This window comes from Azospirillum oryzae (assembly GCF_900177515.1).
In the GTDB taxonomy this organism is placed as follows: domain Bacteria; phylum Pseudomonadota; class Alphaproteobacteria; order Azospirillales; family Azospirillaceae; genus Azospirillum; species Azospirillum oryzae_A.
The window spans coordinates 2,642,837-2,659,253 of record NZ_FXAK01000007.1; the positions used below are offsets into that span (position 1 = coordinate 2,642,837).

Below are 16,417 nucleotides of genomic sequence, written 5' to 3' on the forward strand. Positions count from 1 at the left end.
GCCTTGCAACGCTGGACCCATGGCGTTCCCGAAGGACCGCCCGAGGCAGGGAGGCAGAGATGAATGCGATCCGGCTACGAATTCCCCAGTCAGCGGTTCGGTCGGCGGTTCAGGCGGCGGTGGCCGGCGCGCTGCTGCCGGCCCTCGTTGCGCTCGCGGCAGGAGCCGCCATGGCCGAAGACCCGGCGCCGCCACAGATGGCCGCCACACCGCCGGCCGAGCGGAGTCCCGCCCCCGACCCGGAAAAGGACACCGTCGCCCTTCAGCCAGGGCAGGTCATCGCACCATCGGCCGGCCAATCGCCTCTCCGGCCCGACGACGATTCGGCGGCGGGTGCGGTTCGGGTGGGCCAGGGGCTGCGCCCCGATGGAACGGAGATGGTGCCGAGCGAAGTGTCGCGCCCCTGGCTGATCCGGCAATAGCACGATCGCGGGGAGGATCGGGCACGGACGCAAGCCATGGACGGAATGATCTCGGGGCTGGTTCTGGGGCTGTCCGTCGCGGCACCGGTCGGTCCGATGGGCATGTTGTGCATCGAGCGGACATTGGCGGGAGGATTTCGCCCAGGCTTCGCCGCCGGTCTGGGGGCCGCAACCGTGCACGCGCTCTATGCGGCACTGGTCACCGCCGGGCTTGTCCATATTGCCCCCGCGGCCGGCATCTGGAACCTCTATGGCCGGATCGCCGCCGCCGCTTTCCTGTTATGGATCGGCTGGCGCATGTTGTCGCGCAGCCTGGAACGGACGGCGCTTTCGGCGACCGGCCCGGACCTGTCCCTGCCTGTGCCCGTGGCCAGCCCGAAACGGGCCGTGGAGGGCACCATCGGCAACTACGCTGCGGCGGTTGCCCTGTCCCTGACCAACCCGGTGACCCTGTCCTTCTTCATGATGCTGGTACCGGCAATCCCCGCAGAGGCGCAGCCGCAAGCCGGTTGGGCGGAGGTTCTGTCGCTGCCGGCCGGCGTGTTCGCGGGATCGTCGCTTTGGTGGCTGGTGCTGAGCGGAGCGGTCGGACTGGCGCGCGCCCGCGTCACGGCGCGGGCCATCGGACGGATCAACCGGACCTGCGGATTGGCCATCGTCGCGCTGGCCCTGTTCATCGCCGTCAGGCCGGGCGCGTGACGAAGCCCCGACGGCCCCCAAAATTGCAGAACGCCAAAATGGAGAAGGCCGCGAACCCGTTCCGGTTCGCGGCCTTCAGAATGGTGGGCGGTACTGGGATTGAACCAGTGACCCCTACGATGTCAACGTAGTGCTCTCCCGCTGAGCTAACCGCCCACTGTAGCGGCCGGTGGAGGAGCGCTTGGCGTCGTTCCGTCCGGCGTGGGCGGGTGTATACCGACCTCCTTGCCGACACGCAAGACCTTTCATGACCACTCCCGCTTTTTTTATCCGCCGGCGGTAGAGCGGCAGCCGGTCCCGTGACAGAGGTCCCGTGACACGGCGGCCAGCGTCCATTACATCATTCGACCATGGACGCCTCCTTCGACGCGCAGCGCGATGCCGGCGCCGGTCCCGATCCGGCCGCCGTCGCTTCGCCGCCAAACGCCCCGGCCTTCGAAATCCTGGCCCCGCAGAGCCAGAGGCTGCCGCTCGTGCTGGCGTCGCCGCACAGCGGGAACGCCTATTCCGCCGCCTTCCTCGCCTCGTCCCGCCTGGATGCCCGCGCGCTGCGCAAGTCGGAGGACTGCTTCGTCGACGAGATCTTCGCCTTCGCCCCCGGCTTCGGCGTGCCGCTGATCCGCGCCCTGTTCCCGCGCGCCTATCTGGATGTCAACCGCGAGGCCTACGAACTGGACCCGGAGATGTTCGCCGATCCGCTGCCGGCCTACGTCAACACCCGGTCGCCCCGGGTGGCGGCGGGGCTGGGCACCATCGCCCGCGTGGTCGCCAACGGCGAGGACATCTATCGGGGCAAGCTGCGCTTCGCCGAGGCGCTGGACCGGGTCGGCCGCTGCTACACCCCCTATCACAACGCGCTGCGCCAGCTGGTGGACGCAACCCGCGACGCCTTCGGCCACGCACTGCTGATCGACTGCCATTCGATGCCGTCCGCCAGCGCCACCACCGATGGACGGCGGGGCAACGGACGAGGCGGCGGGCGCGGCGGCAGCCATCCCGACATCGTGCTGGGCGACTGTTTCGGCAACGCCTGCGCCCCGGCGGTGATCGATGCGGCGGAGGAATACCTGTGCGGGCTGGGCTATGCCGTCAGCCGCAACAATCCCTATGCCGGCGGCTACACCACCCGCCATTACGGCCGGCCGCGCCAGGGCATCCACACGCTTCAGATCGAAATCGCCCGCGACCTCTACATGGACGAGGCGGCGCTGACGCGCCTGCCTTACCTGGACGTTCTCGCCCGCCACATGACCGAGCTGGTCGACACGCTGGGCCTGCTGCCGCCGCACGGGCTGGGTCCGCGCTGATCGGCGGATGAGACGCCCGTAAGGGACCATTGCCCCGTCTCTGCCACAGTTTCGCCCTATCACGTCAGGGCCAAGCTTCGGCTTGGCACCGCCGCGCCCTTTTCCGGGCCGGCGCGCCGTCGCGTCGGAAGCGGGTGCTTTTCGCACAAAAAAAGGCCGCGGGCGGACCCGCGGCCTCAGTCTAGGGAGGAAACGCCCAAGAAGTGCGTTACGCCAACGTCCACGCCGAGGCGCGACCGTTGCCGCACTGCACAATATGAACGCGACCCGGCCCGGCTTCAAGCCCAAAAAAGAATTTCTTATTCATTACATCACGTTAACCGGAGTTGGAGGTATCGCGAACCGGATAGCGCCTAGGGATGTTATGTTGCGATGCAACATAACCCTTCGTGGAGTGGTCTGCCCCAAAGGACAGGGAGCGCCGGACCTTCGGACCAGCGTCTTGAGCTTGACGGCCGGCGCTCGGAACCAAGCCCGCCCATGGTCGTTTCGTAGTAGTCCCGCATAGGGTGTCCGCAAGGACAGCCGGACCTCGCGGGCTGCGGAACGCCCTGCCGGCGGCCAATAAGGAGAAGAACATCGTGAGCAGGCTCGTCGTCGTATCGAACCGGGTGGCCCTGATGGAAGAGGGCAAGCAGGCGGCCGGCGGTCTCGCCGTCGCCATCCTCGCGGCCTTGAAGAAGACCGGCGGCATCTGGTTCGGGTGGAGCGGAAAGGTCGTCGATGGCGAGTCTCAGGCGGAACCGACACGGACGGAAGCCGGCAAGCTGACCTATGCCACCCTGGATCTGGGCCGCCGCGACCACGAGGAATATTACAACGGCTTCGCCAACCAGACCTTATGGCCGCTGTTCCATTACCGGCTGGGCCTGATCTCGGTGAACCGGCGCACGCGCGAAGGATATGAACGGGTCAACGCCTATTTCGCCGACAAGCTGGAGCCGTTGCTGCGCACCGACGACATGATCTGGGTCCACGACTATCACCTGATCCCCTTCGGCGACGAGTTGCGCCGCCGCGGCTGCTCGCAGCGCATGGGCTTCTTCCTGCACACGCCCTTCCCGCCGCCGGAATTGCTGACCGCCCTGCCCAACCACCGCGACCTGATCCGCGAGTTGTGCGCCTACGATCTGGTCGGCTTCCACACCGCCACCGACCTGCGCGGCTTCTGCGACTATATCCGCACCGAGACCGACGGCACGGTGGAACAGCGCGGCGCCTACGGCACGGCGATGATCCGCGCCTTCGGCCGCACCCTGCTGGCGAAGGTCTTTCCCATCAGCATCGACACCGAGGCGCTGGAGAGCCTGGCCCGAACCGCCGGCCGCTCGCGGCAGGCCGAACGTCTGCGCGAGAGCCTGGTCGGCCGCCGCCTGATCATCGGCGTCGACCGGCTCGACTATTCCAAGGGCCTGCCGCAGCGCTTCGCCGCCTTCGAACAGCTTCTGGAAAGCTATCCGGAGCATTGCAACCGCGTCTCCTTCCTGCAGGTCGCCCCGCCCTCGCGCGAGGATGTGCCGGAATACATCGCCATCCGCCGCGAGCTGTCGGAGATGGCCGGCCGCATCAACGGCCGATTCGCCGAGTTCGACTGGCAGCCGATCCGCTACCTGAACCGCAGCTTCGGCCAGCGCGTGCTGGCGGGTTTCTACCGGCTGGCCAATGTCGGGCTGGTGACGCCGCTGCGCGACGGCATGAACCTCGTCGCCAAGGAATATGTCGCCTGCCAGGACGCCGACAATCCGGGCGTGCTGGTGCTGTCCCAGTTCGCCGGCGCCGCCCACGAGATGGGCGAGGCGCTGATCGTCAACCCCTTTGACATCGAAGGCGTCGGCGACGCGCTGCAGCGGGCGCTGACCATGCCGCTGGGCGAGCGCAAGGAACGCCACGCCGCCCTGATGCAGACCCTGCGCCGGCACGACATCAGCTGGTGGCGTGAAAGCTATGTGGACGCGCTGACCCGGGCACCGTATGACTTTCCGGTCACCTGAGCATCAGTTCGATCCATAATCGAGCATCCGCTCGGCCCATCAAACGAGCATCCGCTCGGCCCACCAACAACGCAGACCCGGATCCATGGCCGCCGATCTCTCCTCCACCCCGGCTCCCATCCTTGCCCCCATTCTGGTTGCCGACATCGGCGGCACCAATGCCCGCTTCGGCCTGATCGACGGCAGGATCGTGCGCGACACCCGCGTGCTGCGCTGCGCCGACTACGCCTCGATCGAGGATGCGGCGAACGCCTATCTGTCGGCGGTCGGGCTGGCGACGGTCGGCACCCCCGGCCGGCCGCGGCGCGGCGCTTTCGCAGTGGCCGGGCCGGTCACCGGCGACCACATCGCCATGACCAATCTGGTCTGGCAGTTCTCCGTTAACCGGGTGCGCGACGCCCTGGGGCTGGAGGGGCTGGTCGTCATCAACGATTTCACCGCCGTCGCCCTGTCTGTGCCGCGTCTGGCGGAGGAGGACCGGCGCCAGATCGGCGACGGCGCGCCGCAGGCGGGGGCCGTCGTCGGGGTGCTGGGGCCGGGCAGCGGGCTGGGCGTGTCCGGTCTGGTACCGGGCGCCAACGCCCGCTGGACCGCGCTGTCGGGCGAGGGCGGCCATGTCAGCATGGCGCCGATCAGCGACCGCGAGAGCGCCGTGCTGGGCCAGCTGCGCAAGAGCTTCGACCATGTCTCGGCCGAGCGGGTGCTGTCCGGGCCGGGCCTCGTCAACCTCTATGGCGCGCTGTCGATCCTGGACGGGCGGGAACCGGCCGCTCTTACGCCCGCGCAGGTGGCCGACAACGCGCTCAACGGCAGCGAGCCGCATTGCGTGGAGGCGGTGGAGATGTTCTGCGCCATGCTGGGCACCGTGGCCGGCAACCTCGCCCTGACGCTGGGCGCGCGCGGCGGCGTCTATATCGCCGGCGGCATCGTGCCGAAGCTGGGCACGCTGTTCACCCATTCGCGCTTCCGCAAGCGCTTTACGGAAAAGGGCCGGATGCGCGACTTCCTGGCCCCGATCCCCACCTATGTCATCACCCACGACCTGCCCGCCTTCCTGGGCCTCGCCGAGGCCGCCGGGGCGGAGTAGCGTTGATCGGCCGGGGGTGCGGCGGATCGCACCCCCCATCGGTGGTGTCCCCTATCGCCCCACTTGCCGCTTGAACCGGTGGGGCGGACCCCACATGGTTGTTCCCATCCCTTTCGGATTCGCAACGGAACACCATGCCCGCCGACCTTCGTGTCCGCTTCCTGCACCCGTCGGGCGCCATCGGCCCCGGCAAGATCGCCCTGCTGGAGACCATCGACCGCACCGGCTCGATCTCCGCCGCCGCGCGCTCGCTGGACATGACCTTCCGCCGCGCCTGGTTCCTGGTGGAGACGATGAACACCGCCTTCCGCGAGCCGGTGATCCGCACCAGCGTCGGCGGGCGTGAAGGCGGCGGCGCCGGCCTGACCCCGCTGGGCCAGGAGGTGGTCGCCCGCTACCGCCAGACCCAGGAAGAGGCGCGCAAGGCCGCCGAGCCGCACCTGCGCTGGCTGGACGAGGTGCTGAAGGAGGAAACTCCCACAGAGAAGCCCAGGGGAGAGAAGGCCGGGGGAACAAAGCCCGGAGAGGAGTCCGCCGGAACGGGCTAACGCCTCCGGAGGGCTTCACCCTGTCCGGGGGCGGTCAAATTGGGCACTGGCGCACCGGGACCGTCGCGCCTAAAAGATGCGTCGTGCACCGCAACGGCAGCGACGAAGGACGGCCCATTCATGCTGAAGCGTCTTTACGACTGGACGATGGCCAAGGCCGCGTCGAAGGATTCGACAGCCTGGCTGGCCGGGGTCTCCTTCGCCGAAAGCTCCTTCTTCCCGCTGCCGCCGGACCTGCTGCTGGTGCCGATGGTCATCGCCAACCGCAAGGCCGCGTGGAAGCTGGCGACGATCTGCACGCTGGCCTCCGTCGTCGGCGGCATCGCCGGCTACATGATCGGCTATTTCCTGTACGAGACGATCGGCCGCTGGGTGATCGAGTTCTATCACCTGACCGACAAGTTCGAGCAGCTGCGCCACACCTTCGTCGAGTACGGGGCGGAAATCCTCATCATCAAGGGCATGACGCCCATCCCCTACAAGCTGCTGACCATCACGGCCGGCGTCGCGCATCTGCCGCTGTGGGTGTTCATCGGCGCGTCGATCATCTCGCGGTCGATCCGCTTCTATCTGGTGGCGGCGCTGCTGTATTTCTTCGGTCCGCCGATCCGCGCCTTCATCGAAAAGCGGCTGACCCTGGTCACCAGCGTGTTCGCGGTGGCGCTGATCGGCGGCTTCCTGGTGGTGAAGCTGCTGTAAGCCGCCACCCCATTCCAGACAGACAGGACCTCCATGCCTCCGCGCGGACGCCCGCCCCAACCCAGCCGCGCCCGTTCCCGGATCGCCGCCCCCGTCCCTCCGTCAGCCCCGGAGCCCACCGAATCGCGCAAGCTGTTCCGCGTCGCCGGGCTGGCCGCCGTCTCCGCCCTCTTCGCCCATGAGCCGGAGCGGGTGGAACGCCTGTTCTTCGACGAGCGGCTGAAGCCGGCGGTGGGCGCCTACTGCAAGGCGATGGCGGCGGCCCGCAAGCCCTACCGCATGGTGGAGGCGGACGAACTGGCGAAGGTCGCCGGCACCGTGCTGCATGGCGGGGTGGTGGCGCTGATGGCGCCGCGGACGCTGCCGCTGTTCGACACGGAGGCCGCCCGCCGGGCGTCCGAGCCGCTGCTGATCCTCGACGGCGTCGGCAACCCGCACAATCTCGGCGCCATCCTGCGCACTGCCGCCTTCTTCGGCCTGCCCCGCGTCCTGGTGTCGGACCATCCCGGCCAGGCCCTGCCGTCGGAAGCCGCCTATCGCGTGGCAGAGGGCGGGTTCGAGTGGGTGACTCTGGAGCGCGCCCCCGCCCTGCCGGCCGCGCTGAAGCGTCTGCGCGCCAGCCACCGGGTGTTCGGAACGGCGCTGGACCAGACCCGGCCGACGGTCGATGCCGGCGCGCTGACCGGCTGGCGCGGCAAGCAGGGAGCCAAGCCCCCCGCAGTTGTGCTCGGCAACGAGGAGGACGGCATCCCGCCGGCCACGCTGGCGGCCTGCGAGGCGGTGCTGACCATTCCCGGCAGCGGGCGCGTCCAGTCGCTGAACGTCGCCGCCACCGCAGCCATCCTCATCCACGCGCTGACGGCAGGCTGAGGCGGGGCCGGATCGTCGCCGTCAGAAGGTGGCGAACAGATTGAGCGACAGCCCCAGCTCCGCTTGCAGCCGACGCCGGATGAAGGGCCACAGCGCCTGCACCCCTTTGTAGAGCAGATAGGCGCCGAGCAGGAAAAGCCCCATCCCGATCAGGATGCCGGTACCGGCGGACACGGTGACGCCGAGCATCGTCGCGACCGCCACGCCCGCCGCCCCGGCCTGGGTCAGCACCGACAGCCCTTCGGACACCATCACCAGACCGCCCAGCACCTTCAGACACTCCACCAGACCGGGGCCGGATTCCAGGTCGGCGCTCTCCAGGCTGCTGCCGATCCGCGGCAGCATGGTCAGGCGCCCGGCGATGAAGCTGCGCGCCTGCAGAATGGGAACGTAAAGCTGATCCGGGTCCAGGCGGAACGCCTTGGCAAAGGACGTGACCACCGCCGATTCCGACACCGGCGCATCTGAAAAGCCCATATTTCCCCCACCGATCGATCATTGGCCGCAATGCGGAGGGCGGAAGCCGTTTTTCGTCTTTTCCGACGCCTTGGACCCGGCATATCCGGTTACCCGTCGGCTTCCGCACCCCTCACCGTCCGCCATGATCGTCCGGCAACATTAAGAAGACAACCTGAGCGGATCAGAAATTTTCCTGCATATCCATTTCTTAACCAAGCGCGACGATCATGACAACCGCCACTGCGGCTATGGAGACGAGCGGCAGCAGTTCCACGCCGTCACGCTTCCAGGTCGGCGCACCGCTGTGATGACTACCGGCATGGCCGTCCGCAATGTCGTCTGCCCAGCCATGGCGCGACGGCACCGCACCCGGCGCCGACACCGCCGGAGCCGCCGGATTCGCCATGTCGACCACGCCGTCGCCACGGTGATAGTCGCCGCGCTGGCGCGCCAGTGCCGGATTGGGCCGGCCCTGCATCAGGCGGGAATCATCCAATTCGACCTCGACTCCGGCAGCCTCCACCCGCTCGATCACCGCGGCGGTTTCCTCCGGGGTCATGCTGTCGACGGGCAGGATCTCGCCCAGCGCTTCGGCGCTCAGGCGGTTGCCGTTGCGGCGGCCACGGTCGATCAGCGATTGGATGAGGCGGTCGTCAGTGGTGCTGGCCATGATGGCTCTCCTTCTTGACCTTTTTCAAAAGGTGGCCCTCGGAAATCGGGCAGGGCGGTCTACAGGTTCAAACGCACGGAACCGGGCGAAGGTTCACGGCACCCCCCATCCTCTTCCCCTGCGCCACCTTGCCGCGGCCCGGACTCCACCCGACATAAGTGGTCACTCCAACGGATCGTCATCGATCCGTCGGATCGCGTCACTGATGGGAGACCCGACCATGCTGGGGCATTTTCTGCGCAAGCCGGCGACGCTGCCGACGCCGGAGGAGGCGCTGCCCGGCCGCAGCCAACCCGTTCCGGTTCCCGAACAGCATCACGTCAACGGCCATCGCCTGACCGGCCCCTACCCGCCGGGGCTGAAGGTCATCGACCTCGGGCTCGGCTGTTTCTGGGGAGCGGAGCGCAAATTCTGGCAGCTTCCCGGCGTCTGGGTGACCGCCGTCGGCTATCAGGGCGGCCACACCCCGAACCCGACCTATGAAGAGGTCTGCTCCGGCCGCACCGGCCACACCGAGGCGGTGCGCGTCGTCTATGACCCGGCGATGGTGAAGGTCGAGGATCTGCTGCGCGTCTTCTGGGAATCGCACGACCCGACCCAGGGCATGCGCCAGGGCAACGACGTCGGCACCCAGTACCGCTCCGCCGTCTACACCCACAGCCCCGCCCAGAAGGCGGCGGCGGAGTCGACGCTGGCCGCCTATCAGGAACGGCTGGCCCAGGCCGGCTACGGCCCGATCACCACCGAGATCCGCGAGGCTCCGCCCTTCTACTTCGCGGAAGGCTACCACCAGCAGTATCTCGCCAAGAATCCCAACGGCTATTGCGGGCTGGGCGGCACCGGCGTCACCTGTGCGGCCTGATGAAGCGCCGGTAAAGGATGGGATGCGGCGCCCCTGCCGGGCTTAGCCCTTGCGGTTGCGCCGCACCGGCCCTTGCGGGTATGGTTCGGGCGGCTCTTGAAAGCTCCGGCGGCGTTACCCCGCGGGAGCGCCGCCCGTCCAGCTGCGATTGTCATGACCAAGGAAAGAACCGAGCTGGCGACGCCGTATCTCAGCGGCCTGCTCGAATTCTGGCTCACCAAATCCGTCGCCGGCCGCCCGCCGGTCCCCAGCAGCATCGCCCCGGCCGACTTGCGGCCGTGGAAGGACAACATCGCCGTGTTCGAGGTGATCGGGGAGGAATCCGGCACCTTCGTCTACTCCTATTACGGCAAGGCGCTGGCCGCCGCCTTCGGCCAGTCGCGCCTGGGCGCCACGCTGGACGATCTGCCGCCGGAACAGCGGGCATTGCTGCAGCCGGAATACGAGACGGTGCGCCGCGAACGGCTGCCCGTCGCCCGTGTCCACACCGCCGTCTTCGGCGGGCGCACCCGCAGTTTCGAACGGCTGGTGCTGCCGATGTCCAGCGACGGGGTCAGCATCGACAAGCTGCTGGTCGCCGCCTACGAGATGACGCCGCGCGAACTGGCGGCGCGTGCCCCACTTCCAGGCGGCTCCTCCTCCGGTCCAGTCCCCCTCACCGTTCAGAAGCCGGGAGCCTCGGCATGACCCCGCGTATGCCGCATCTCGCCGCCCCGCCCACCCAGGCGGGCGTGGTGACCGCCGACGAGTTCAATCTGTGGTGCGCGCTGAACGGCCGCCCGTTCAATCTCGTCCCCAATCCGCGCCCCGACGGCCGGGTGATGTGGGATGTTGAGGTCCTGCCCGGCACGCCGCGCGCCGGCACCGTCTATTCCACCAACCTGTCGGACGAGGCGCTGGCGGTGGTCGCCGGCTTCGCCTTCCTGTCGGGCGTTGAATGGGCCTATGAGGCGCGCGACCCGGCGGAGGCCGAAGCGCCCGCCGCCGCCCCGTGCGAGGCCGCCCCGGCTGCCGCGGCCCCCGCTCCGGCCCCCGTGTCGGCGGCGGTGGCACCCTGCGCCCCGGCCGCGCCCGCCGCTCCGGCGGAGCCGGTGGAGTATCCCGCCGTCTATTCGCTGCCCGCCGTCTCGCTGCTGCAGAACCCGCCGCCGCGCCCGGTCCAGCAGCATGACGAATCGGTGCTGGCCCGCAACGCGCGGATGCTGGAAACCGTCCTGAAGAACTTCCGCGTCCGCGGCGAGATCATGGACGTCCGCCCCGGCCCCGTGGTGACGCTGTACGAGTTCGAGCCGGCGCCCGGCACCAAGTCGGCCACCGTCATCAACCTGACCGACGACATCGCCCGCTCGATGAGCGTGGTGACCGCCCGCATCGCCATCGTCCCCGGCCGCAGCGTCATCGGCGTCGAGCTGCCGAACCCGGTGCGCGAGATGGTCTACCTGCGCGAAAGCTTCGACCACGACGCCTTCCGCAACACCACGGCGCAACTCGCCATCGCGCTGGGCAAGGACATCAGCGGCGAGCCGGTGGTGGCCGACCTCGCCCGCATGCCGCACCTGCTGGTCGCCGGCACCACCGGCTCGGGAAAATCGGTGGCGATCAACACCATGATCCTGTCGCTGCTCTACCGGCTGCCGCCGGAGCGCTGCCGCTTCATCATGGTCGATCCCAAGATGCTAGAGCTGTCGGTCTATGATGGCATCCCGCATCTGCTGACCCCCGTCGTCACCGATCCCAAGAAGGCGGTGGTGGCATTGCGCTGGGCCGTGCGCGAGATGGAAAGCCGTTACGAGGCGATGTCCAAGCTCGGCGTGCGCAACATCGAGGGCTACAACGCCCGCATGGCGGAGATGATCGCCGCCGGCGAAAAGATGCCGCGCCGCACCCCGGCGCCGGGCGAGCCCGAGAATGTCTTCGACCTGACGCCGTCGGAACCGACGCCGCTGCCCTACATCGTCGTCATCGTCGATGAGATGGCCGACCTGATGCTGGTCGCCGGCAAGGAGATCGAGGCGGCGATCCAGCGTCTGGCCCAGATGGCGCGTGCCGCCGGCATCCACCTGATCATGGCGACGCAGCGTCCCTCGGTCGACGTCATCACCGGCACCATCAAGGCCAACTTCCCGACCCGCATCAGCTTCCAGGTCACCAGCAAGATCGACAGCCGCACCATCCTCGGCGAGGCTGGGGCGGAGCAGCTGCTGGGCCAGGGCGACATGCTGTACATGCAGGGCGGCGGCCGCATCACCCGCGTCCACGGCCCCTTCGTCTCCGATTCGGAGGTCGAGGAGATCGTCCAGTACGTCAAGGCGCAGGGCGCCCCCAACTACGTCACTGCCATCACCGAGGAGGAAGAGGAAACCGCCGCGGTGGAGGACGAGGACGGCGGTTCGGCCGCGACCGGCGACGACCTCTACATGCAGGCCGTCAATCTCGTGGTGCGCGAGGGCAAGGTGTCGGTCAGCTTCATCCAGCGCCAGCTGCAGATCGGCTACAACCGCGCCGCCCGTCTGGTCGAGCGGATGGAGACCGAACGCGTGGTCGGCCCGGCCAACCACCAGGGCAAGCGGGAGGTTCTGCTGTCCCACGCCGGCCTGTCCGCCAAGCGCGCGGGGGTTTGATCCTCTCTCCCCTGCAAAAGGCTCCCCATGGACCCCAAGCCGCATTTCGAGACCCTCGCCCGCTACAACCGCTGGGCCAACCGCCGCCTGTACGACGCCGCGGCCCCGTTGTCCGATGCGCAGTTCCGCGAGGATCGCGGCGCCTTCTTCCGCTCGATGTGCGGCACGCTGAACCACATCCTGGTCGCCGACCGGGTGTGGCTGGAGCGGATCGAAGGCGGCGGGCCGAAGCCGTCGTCACTCGACGAAATCCTGCATGACGACTTCGCCAGCCTGCGCGCCGCCCGCGAGGCAGAGGACGAGCGCATCCTGCGCGTGGTCGCCGCGACTCCGGCGGAGCGGTTCGAGTCGGTCCTCTCCTACCGCAGCATGGCCGGCACGCCGTACGAGCTGCCCTTCGCGCAGGTCCTGACCCACGTCTTCAACCACCAGACCCACCATCGCGGACAGGCGCACACGCTGCTCGGTCAGTTCGGGCTGGCGACTCCGGTGCTGGATTTCGTCTATTTCCTGCTGGAAGCGAAATGAGCCGCCCCATCACCGACCTCGCCGCGCTGGAAGCCCTCTATGGCGAGCCGGTCGCCGCCTCCGTCGCCAAGGAGGTGCCGGCGCTGACGCCCGGCTATCGCGCGCTGATCGAGGCGTCGCCCTTCCTCATCCTCGCCACCAGCGGGCCGGGCGGGCTGGACGCCTCGCCGCGCGGCGACGGGCCGGGCTTCGTCCGGGTGGCGGACGACCGCACCCTGCAGATCCCTGACCGCCGCGGCAACAACCGCATCGACAGCCTGCGCAACATCCTGGCCGATCCGCGGGTCGGGCTGCTGTTCCTGGTGCCGGGCCTGAACGAGACGCTGCGCGTCAACGGCCGTGCGGTGATCGATACCGACCCCGCGCTGTGCGACAGCTTCGCCGTCGACGGCAAGGCGCCGAAGTCGGTGCTGGTGGTCACCATCGAGACGGTGTTCTTCCAGTGCGCCCGCGCCCTGCTGCGCTCCCGCCTATGGGATCCGGCGGCCCAGGTACGGCGGAGCGACCTGCCGTCGACAGGCGCCTTGCTGGCGGAGGCCAGTGCCGGGCGCGAGGGCGGCGACGCCTATGACCGGTCGCTGGCCGAGCGGATTCCGAAGTCGCTCTACTGAACCTTGGCCGCTACTGCGCGGCGAGCCTGCCGGGAACCGGCAATTGAGCGCCGCCGTCCGGCAGCCTAATGGTGAAGACGGAGCCCTCGTCGCGCACGCTCTCCACCGTCAGGGTGCCGCCATGGGCGGCGACGATCTTCTGCGTCATGTAGAGCCCCAGCCCCGACCCCTTGGTCCCGCGTGAGGACGAGGCGCGGAAATAGATCGAACCGATGCGCTCCACCTCGTCGGGGCTCATGCCGCGGCCCTGGTCGGCGACGCGGATGACGATGCCGCCGCCATCATCGCCGGCGCTCACCCGGACCGGCGTGTCCGGAGGCGAGTAGCGCAACGCGTTCTGCACCAGATTGCCGATCGCCACCCCCAGGAACGGCGCGTCGGCCAGAAGCGTGCGGTCGGGAGCCTCCACCGACAGTTCCAGACGCTCTTCCGCCTCCGTCCCCGTCAGGCCAGCGCGAACCTCATCCAACAGCTGGCCCAGCGCCACCGGTTCCGGCTTCAGGGCCAGCGCCCCCTGATCCAGCGCATCGGCGGACAGGAACAGTTCCACCAGATCCGCCATCTTGCGGGTGGTGTTGCGGATGCGCTGCAGCCGGGTCAGCGCCGACGGCGCCTCCACCGCTCCCGACAGCTCGATCATCTGCGCGGCGCTGTCGATGGAGGCCAGCGGGGTGCGGAACTCGTGCGACAGCATGGCGACGAAGCTGCGCTGCTCCTCCGCCCGCTTGGTGGCGAAGGCCGATTCCTCGCGGGCGCGCAACCGCTCCGTCTGCAGGCGGCCGATGCGGAGGGCCAGACCGGTACCCAGCACCAGCACCGCCAGCATCGAGGAGATCTGATAGGGATCGGCGACGGCGAAATCGGCCGGCAGGACACCGCGCAGCGACATCTGCGTCAACAGCAGCCCGCAAAGCGAGATCAGCGTGCTGGCAAGATAAAAGCGCGGGGTCGGGTCGGCGCGGTTCAGCCAGGTCATGCGCGCGGTCAGCACCAGCGCGACCACCACGACGATCAGCGCCGACAGCGTCACGATCGGGTTGGTCAGGGTGTAGAGCGGCGAAACCGTCGACGGCAGCATCAGCAGGGCCAGCAGCGCCAGCCCCTGGTAGCAGCGGCGCAGCCAGGGCGCCCAGGTCCGCAGGTCGAGGATATAGACCCACATGATCAGCGCCGCGGCAAAGCCCAGGAAACCGCTGCTGCCCACCATCATGTTCATGAACCAGCCCGGCAGGTCCGGCAGCAGGGTGGCGGCGATGCCGTTGGCGAACAGGTAGTAACAGAAGACGGTGGCGACATAGGCGGTGTAGGCCAGCAGTGCCCCATCGCGCAGCAGAAGGCCCAGCGCGACATAGCCCAGGACCAGAATGCCCAGCACCCCCAGGAACAGCCCCTGGAACAGCAGATCGGTCGTCTGGTGGCCGATATAGGCGGCCGGCGCCCACACCCGCGCAGACAGGCGGATGGCGCTGACCGAATCGACGCGCAGATAGAGCGAGACCGACTGTCCTTCCGGCAGGGTCAGCGGCAGGGCATGCAGCCGGGTCTTCATCGGCCGCTGGCTGAAGGGGACGAAATCGCCCAGCCGGACCAGCCGGTAGGCGGCGGAATCCTGCGGCCGGCCCGCTGCCGCCGTCGCCTTCGGCCCGATGCCCTTTGGCCCGATGCCCTTTGGAATGAACAGGTCGAGATGGTCGATATAGGCTTCGCCCATCTCCAGCAGCCAGTCGGCCGGGGCGCCGGGCTCCCGCATCAGGTCGAAGCGGTACCAATGGATGTCGCGGGTCTGGCCGGCGCCGCGGAAATCCTCCCGCGGCTCCATTCCGCCATCGCCATCGGCCTTCAGAACGTCGGCGAAGTCCAGCTTGCGGTCGGGATCGACCAGCCGGGCGAAATGGCCGGCCAGCGTCGCGCCGGTGGTGGCGGGGCCCAGCAGCAATGGCTCCACGGCCGCTCCCGCCGCATGCGCCGCACCGGCGAAGAACGGCAGGACTGCCCAGAGCAGGACGAACAGCCTTGCGATCCGGCGAAAATGAACGGGTATCGCAGCCGCGGGAGCCGCGTCGCATGCGCCGCCGACGGTTCGCCGGGCCGGCAAGCTGCCTTTCCCGCTTCCGCCTTCACGGCCGTTGTTCAAGTCCGTCGTCATCGTAAGGTATGAATAAAGCTAAAGTTTTAGGAAAAGATTAAGCTGGTATGTATTTTGTCCTCTGGAATGCGGCCCCTTCCTGAGCCGCCTTAGATACGCGACGGCGACAGCCTGAACTCCACGACGGCATCGGTCGAGGCGAGGGCGCCGACCAGCGCCATCGGATCGGGATCGCCCTTTCCCTGCAGCACCAGTTGGCATTCGAACTGGCCGCTGCCGCTGGCGAGGTGGAAGGCCCAGTCGATCACCTCGAACCCGTGCTTCTTGGCCTGTGCCCGCAAATCCTCCGGCGGCGGCGCCTTGTCGCGCGGGAAGACCAGGGTCAGATGGATCACCGACTGGTGCGGCAGCAGACGCTCGACCGGCTGCAGCAGGCTCATCACCAGAATGGTCAGCAGCGCCGCGGCGATGGCGACCGCATAGAAGCCGAGCCCGATGGTGATGCCGATGGCGGAGGTCGCCCAGATCGACGCGGCGGTGGACAGGCCGCGGATCGACAGCCCTTCGCGCATGATGACCCCTGCGCCGAGGAAGCCGATGCCGGTGACGATTCCCTGGATCACCCGCGTCGGATCGCCCACCAGCGCCGCCCCTTGCGCCGCCCCCTGCGTCCCGATGCCGCCATACCACATCGACGGGTAGGCGTTGACCACGGTCAGCGCAGCCGACGCCAGGCAGACCAGCCCGTAGGTCCGCATCCCGGCCGCCCGGCCGTGATAGCTGCGCTCGTACCCCAGCAGCAGCCCAACCGCCAAAGCCCCTAAAAGATGGAGGAGAATCAATCCGTTGGTCGCCAGCTCGGCTGGCGACCAGTAGGAGCGCAGCAAATCCATGGCCCATCCTATCGCAAACCGGAGCGTCCGGTTCATGCCCTCGGCATCACTCTAACGCAGCCGG

The 16,417-nt window shown here is 68.4% G+C and carries 17 protein-coding genes and 1 tRNA gene; 13 read left to right on the forward strand and 5 right to left on the reverse strand.

The window, feature by feature from the left end; genetic code table 11:
- Positions 1-59: 59 nt before the first annotated feature.
- Positions 60-422: a hypothetical protein gene (locus B9N97_RS35205; protein ID WP_143266840.1), complete on the forward strand. Its 363-nt coding sequence runs from the start codon at positions 60-62 to the stop codon at positions 420-422.
- 36 nt (positions 423-458) lie between these two features.
- The gene (locus B9N97_RS24970; RefSeq protein ID WP_085090357.1) at positions 459-1,121 is read left to right on the forward strand and encodes a LysE family translocator; all 663 of its coding nucleotides are present in this window, start codon (positions 459-461) and stop codon (positions 1,119-1,121) included.
- Positions 1,122-1,202: 81 nt separating this feature from the next.
- On the opposite strand, the gene B9N97_RS24975 is transcribed toward B9N97_RS24970, so the two are convergent.
- A tRNA-Val gene (locus tag B9N97_RS24975) sits at positions 1,203-1,277 on the reverse strand.
- Between the two features lie 194 nt (positions 1,278-1,471).
- On the opposite strand from B9N97_RS24975, the gene B9N97_RS24980 reads away from it, so the two are divergent.
- From B9N97_RS24980 to B9N97_RS25005, 6 genes are all read left to right on the forward strand, one after another.
- On the forward strand, positions 1,472-2,428 hold the full coding sequence (locus B9N97_RS24980) for an N-formylglutamate amidohydrolase (RefSeq protein ID WP_085090358.1): 957 nt from the start codon (positions 1,472-1,474) through the stop codon (positions 2,426-2,428).
- Positions 2,429-3,009: 581 nt separating this feature from the next.
- Complete coding sequence (gene otsA / locus B9N97_RS24985) at positions 3,010-4,419, forward strand: alpha,alpha-trehalose-phosphate synthase (UDP-forming) (protein ID WP_085090359.1); 1,410 nt, start codon at positions 3,010-3,012, stop codon at positions 4,417-4,419.
- 85 nt (positions 4,420-4,504) lie between these two features.
- On the forward strand, positions 4,505-5,506 hold the full coding sequence (locus tag B9N97_RS24990) for a glucokinase (protein ID WP_085090360.1): 1,002 nt from the start codon (positions 4,505-4,507) through the stop codon (positions 5,504-5,506).
- Positions 5,507-5,640: 134 nt separating this feature from the next.
- Complete coding sequence (locus B9N97_RS24995; protein WP_085090361.1) at positions 5,641-6,054, forward strand: winged helix-turn-helix domain-containing protein; 414 nt, start codon at positions 5,641-5,643, stop codon at positions 6,052-6,054.
- Between the two features lie 120 nt (positions 6,055-6,174).
- Entirely contained in the window at positions 6,175-6,753 is a 579-nt protein-coding gene (locus B9N97_RS25000) for a YqaA family protein (RefSeq protein ID WP_085090362.1), read from the forward strand.
- Positions 6,754-6,786: 33 nt separating this feature from the next.
- Complete coding sequence (locus B9N97_RS25005) at positions 6,787-7,623, forward strand: TrmH family RNA methyltransferase (protein WP_085090363.1); 837 nt, start codon at positions 6,787-6,789, stop codon at positions 7,621-7,623.
- A gap of 21 nt (positions 7,624-7,644) precedes the next feature.
- Here B9N97_RS25005 and B9N97_RS25010 read toward each other — a convergent pair whose 3' ends face one another.
- Both B9N97_RS25010 and B9N97_RS25015 read right to left on the reverse strand, forming a co-directional pair.
- Positions 7,645-8,100: a hypothetical protein gene (locus B9N97_RS25010; protein WP_085090364.1), complete on the reverse strand. Its 456-nt coding sequence runs from the start codon at positions 8,098-8,100 to the stop codon at positions 7,645-7,647.
- 190 nt (positions 8,101-8,290) lie between these two features.
- Positions 8,291-8,752: an RNA polymerase sigma factor region1.1 domain-containing protein gene (locus B9N97_RS25015; RefSeq protein ID WP_085090365.1), complete on the reverse strand. Its 462-nt coding sequence runs from the start codon at positions 8,750-8,752 to the stop codon at positions 8,291-8,293.
- A 220-nt stretch (positions 8,753-8,972) separates the two neighbouring features.
- Here B9N97_RS25015 and msrA point away from each other — a divergent pair, with 220 nt between their 5' ends.
- From msrA to B9N97_RS25040, 5 genes are all read left to right on the forward strand, one after another.
- Positions 8,973-9,614 carry a peptide-methionine (S)-S-oxide reductase MsrA gene (gene msrA / locus B9N97_RS25020; RefSeq protein ID WP_085090754.1) on the forward strand — a complete coding sequence of 214 codons (642 nt, stop codon included), beginning with the start codon at positions 8,973-8,975 and terminating at the stop codon, positions 9,612-9,614.
- A 153-nt stretch (positions 9,615-9,767) separates the two neighbouring features.
- The gene (locus B9N97_RS25025) at positions 9,768-10,301 is read left to right on the forward strand and encodes a PAS domain-containing protein (RefSeq protein ID WP_085090366.1); all 534 of its coding nucleotides are present in this window, start codon (positions 9,768-9,770) and stop codon (positions 10,299-10,301) included.
- A complete protein-coding gene (locus B9N97_RS25030) occupies positions 10,298-12,235 on the forward strand; it encodes a DNA translocase FtsK (RefSeq protein WP_085090367.1) in 1,938 nt (645 codons plus the stop codon). The genes B9N97_RS25025 and B9N97_RS25030 overlap by 4 nt, the downstream gene beginning before the upstream one ends.
- A 27-nt stretch (positions 12,236-12,262) precedes the next feature.
- A complete protein-coding gene (locus tag B9N97_RS25035) occupies positions 12,263-12,763 on the forward strand; it encodes a DinB family protein (RefSeq protein WP_085090368.1) in 501 nt (166 codons plus the stop codon).
- Complete coding sequence (locus B9N97_RS25040; protein WP_085090369.1) at positions 12,760-13,374, forward strand: pyridoxamine 5'-phosphate oxidase family protein; 615 nt, start codon at positions 12,760-12,762, stop codon at positions 13,372-13,374. The genes B9N97_RS25035 and B9N97_RS25040 overlap by 4 nt, the downstream gene beginning before the upstream one ends.
- Before the next feature lie 10 nt (positions 13,375-13,384).
- Here B9N97_RS25040 and B9N97_RS25045 read toward each other — a convergent pair whose 3' ends face one another.
- Positions 13,385-15,319 (reverse strand): sensor histidine kinase, encoded by a 1,935-nt coding sequence (locus B9N97_RS25045; protein WP_244560885.1) that lies wholly within the window; start codon positions 15,317-15,319, stop codon positions 13,385-13,387.
- Positions 15,320-15,609: 290 nt separating this feature from the next.
- Entirely contained in the window at positions 15,610-16,353 is a 744-nt protein-coding gene (locus B9N97_RS25050; protein ID WP_085090371.1) for an MgtC/SapB family protein, read from the reverse strand.
- Between the last annotated feature and the right edge of the window lie 64 nt (positions 16,354-16,417).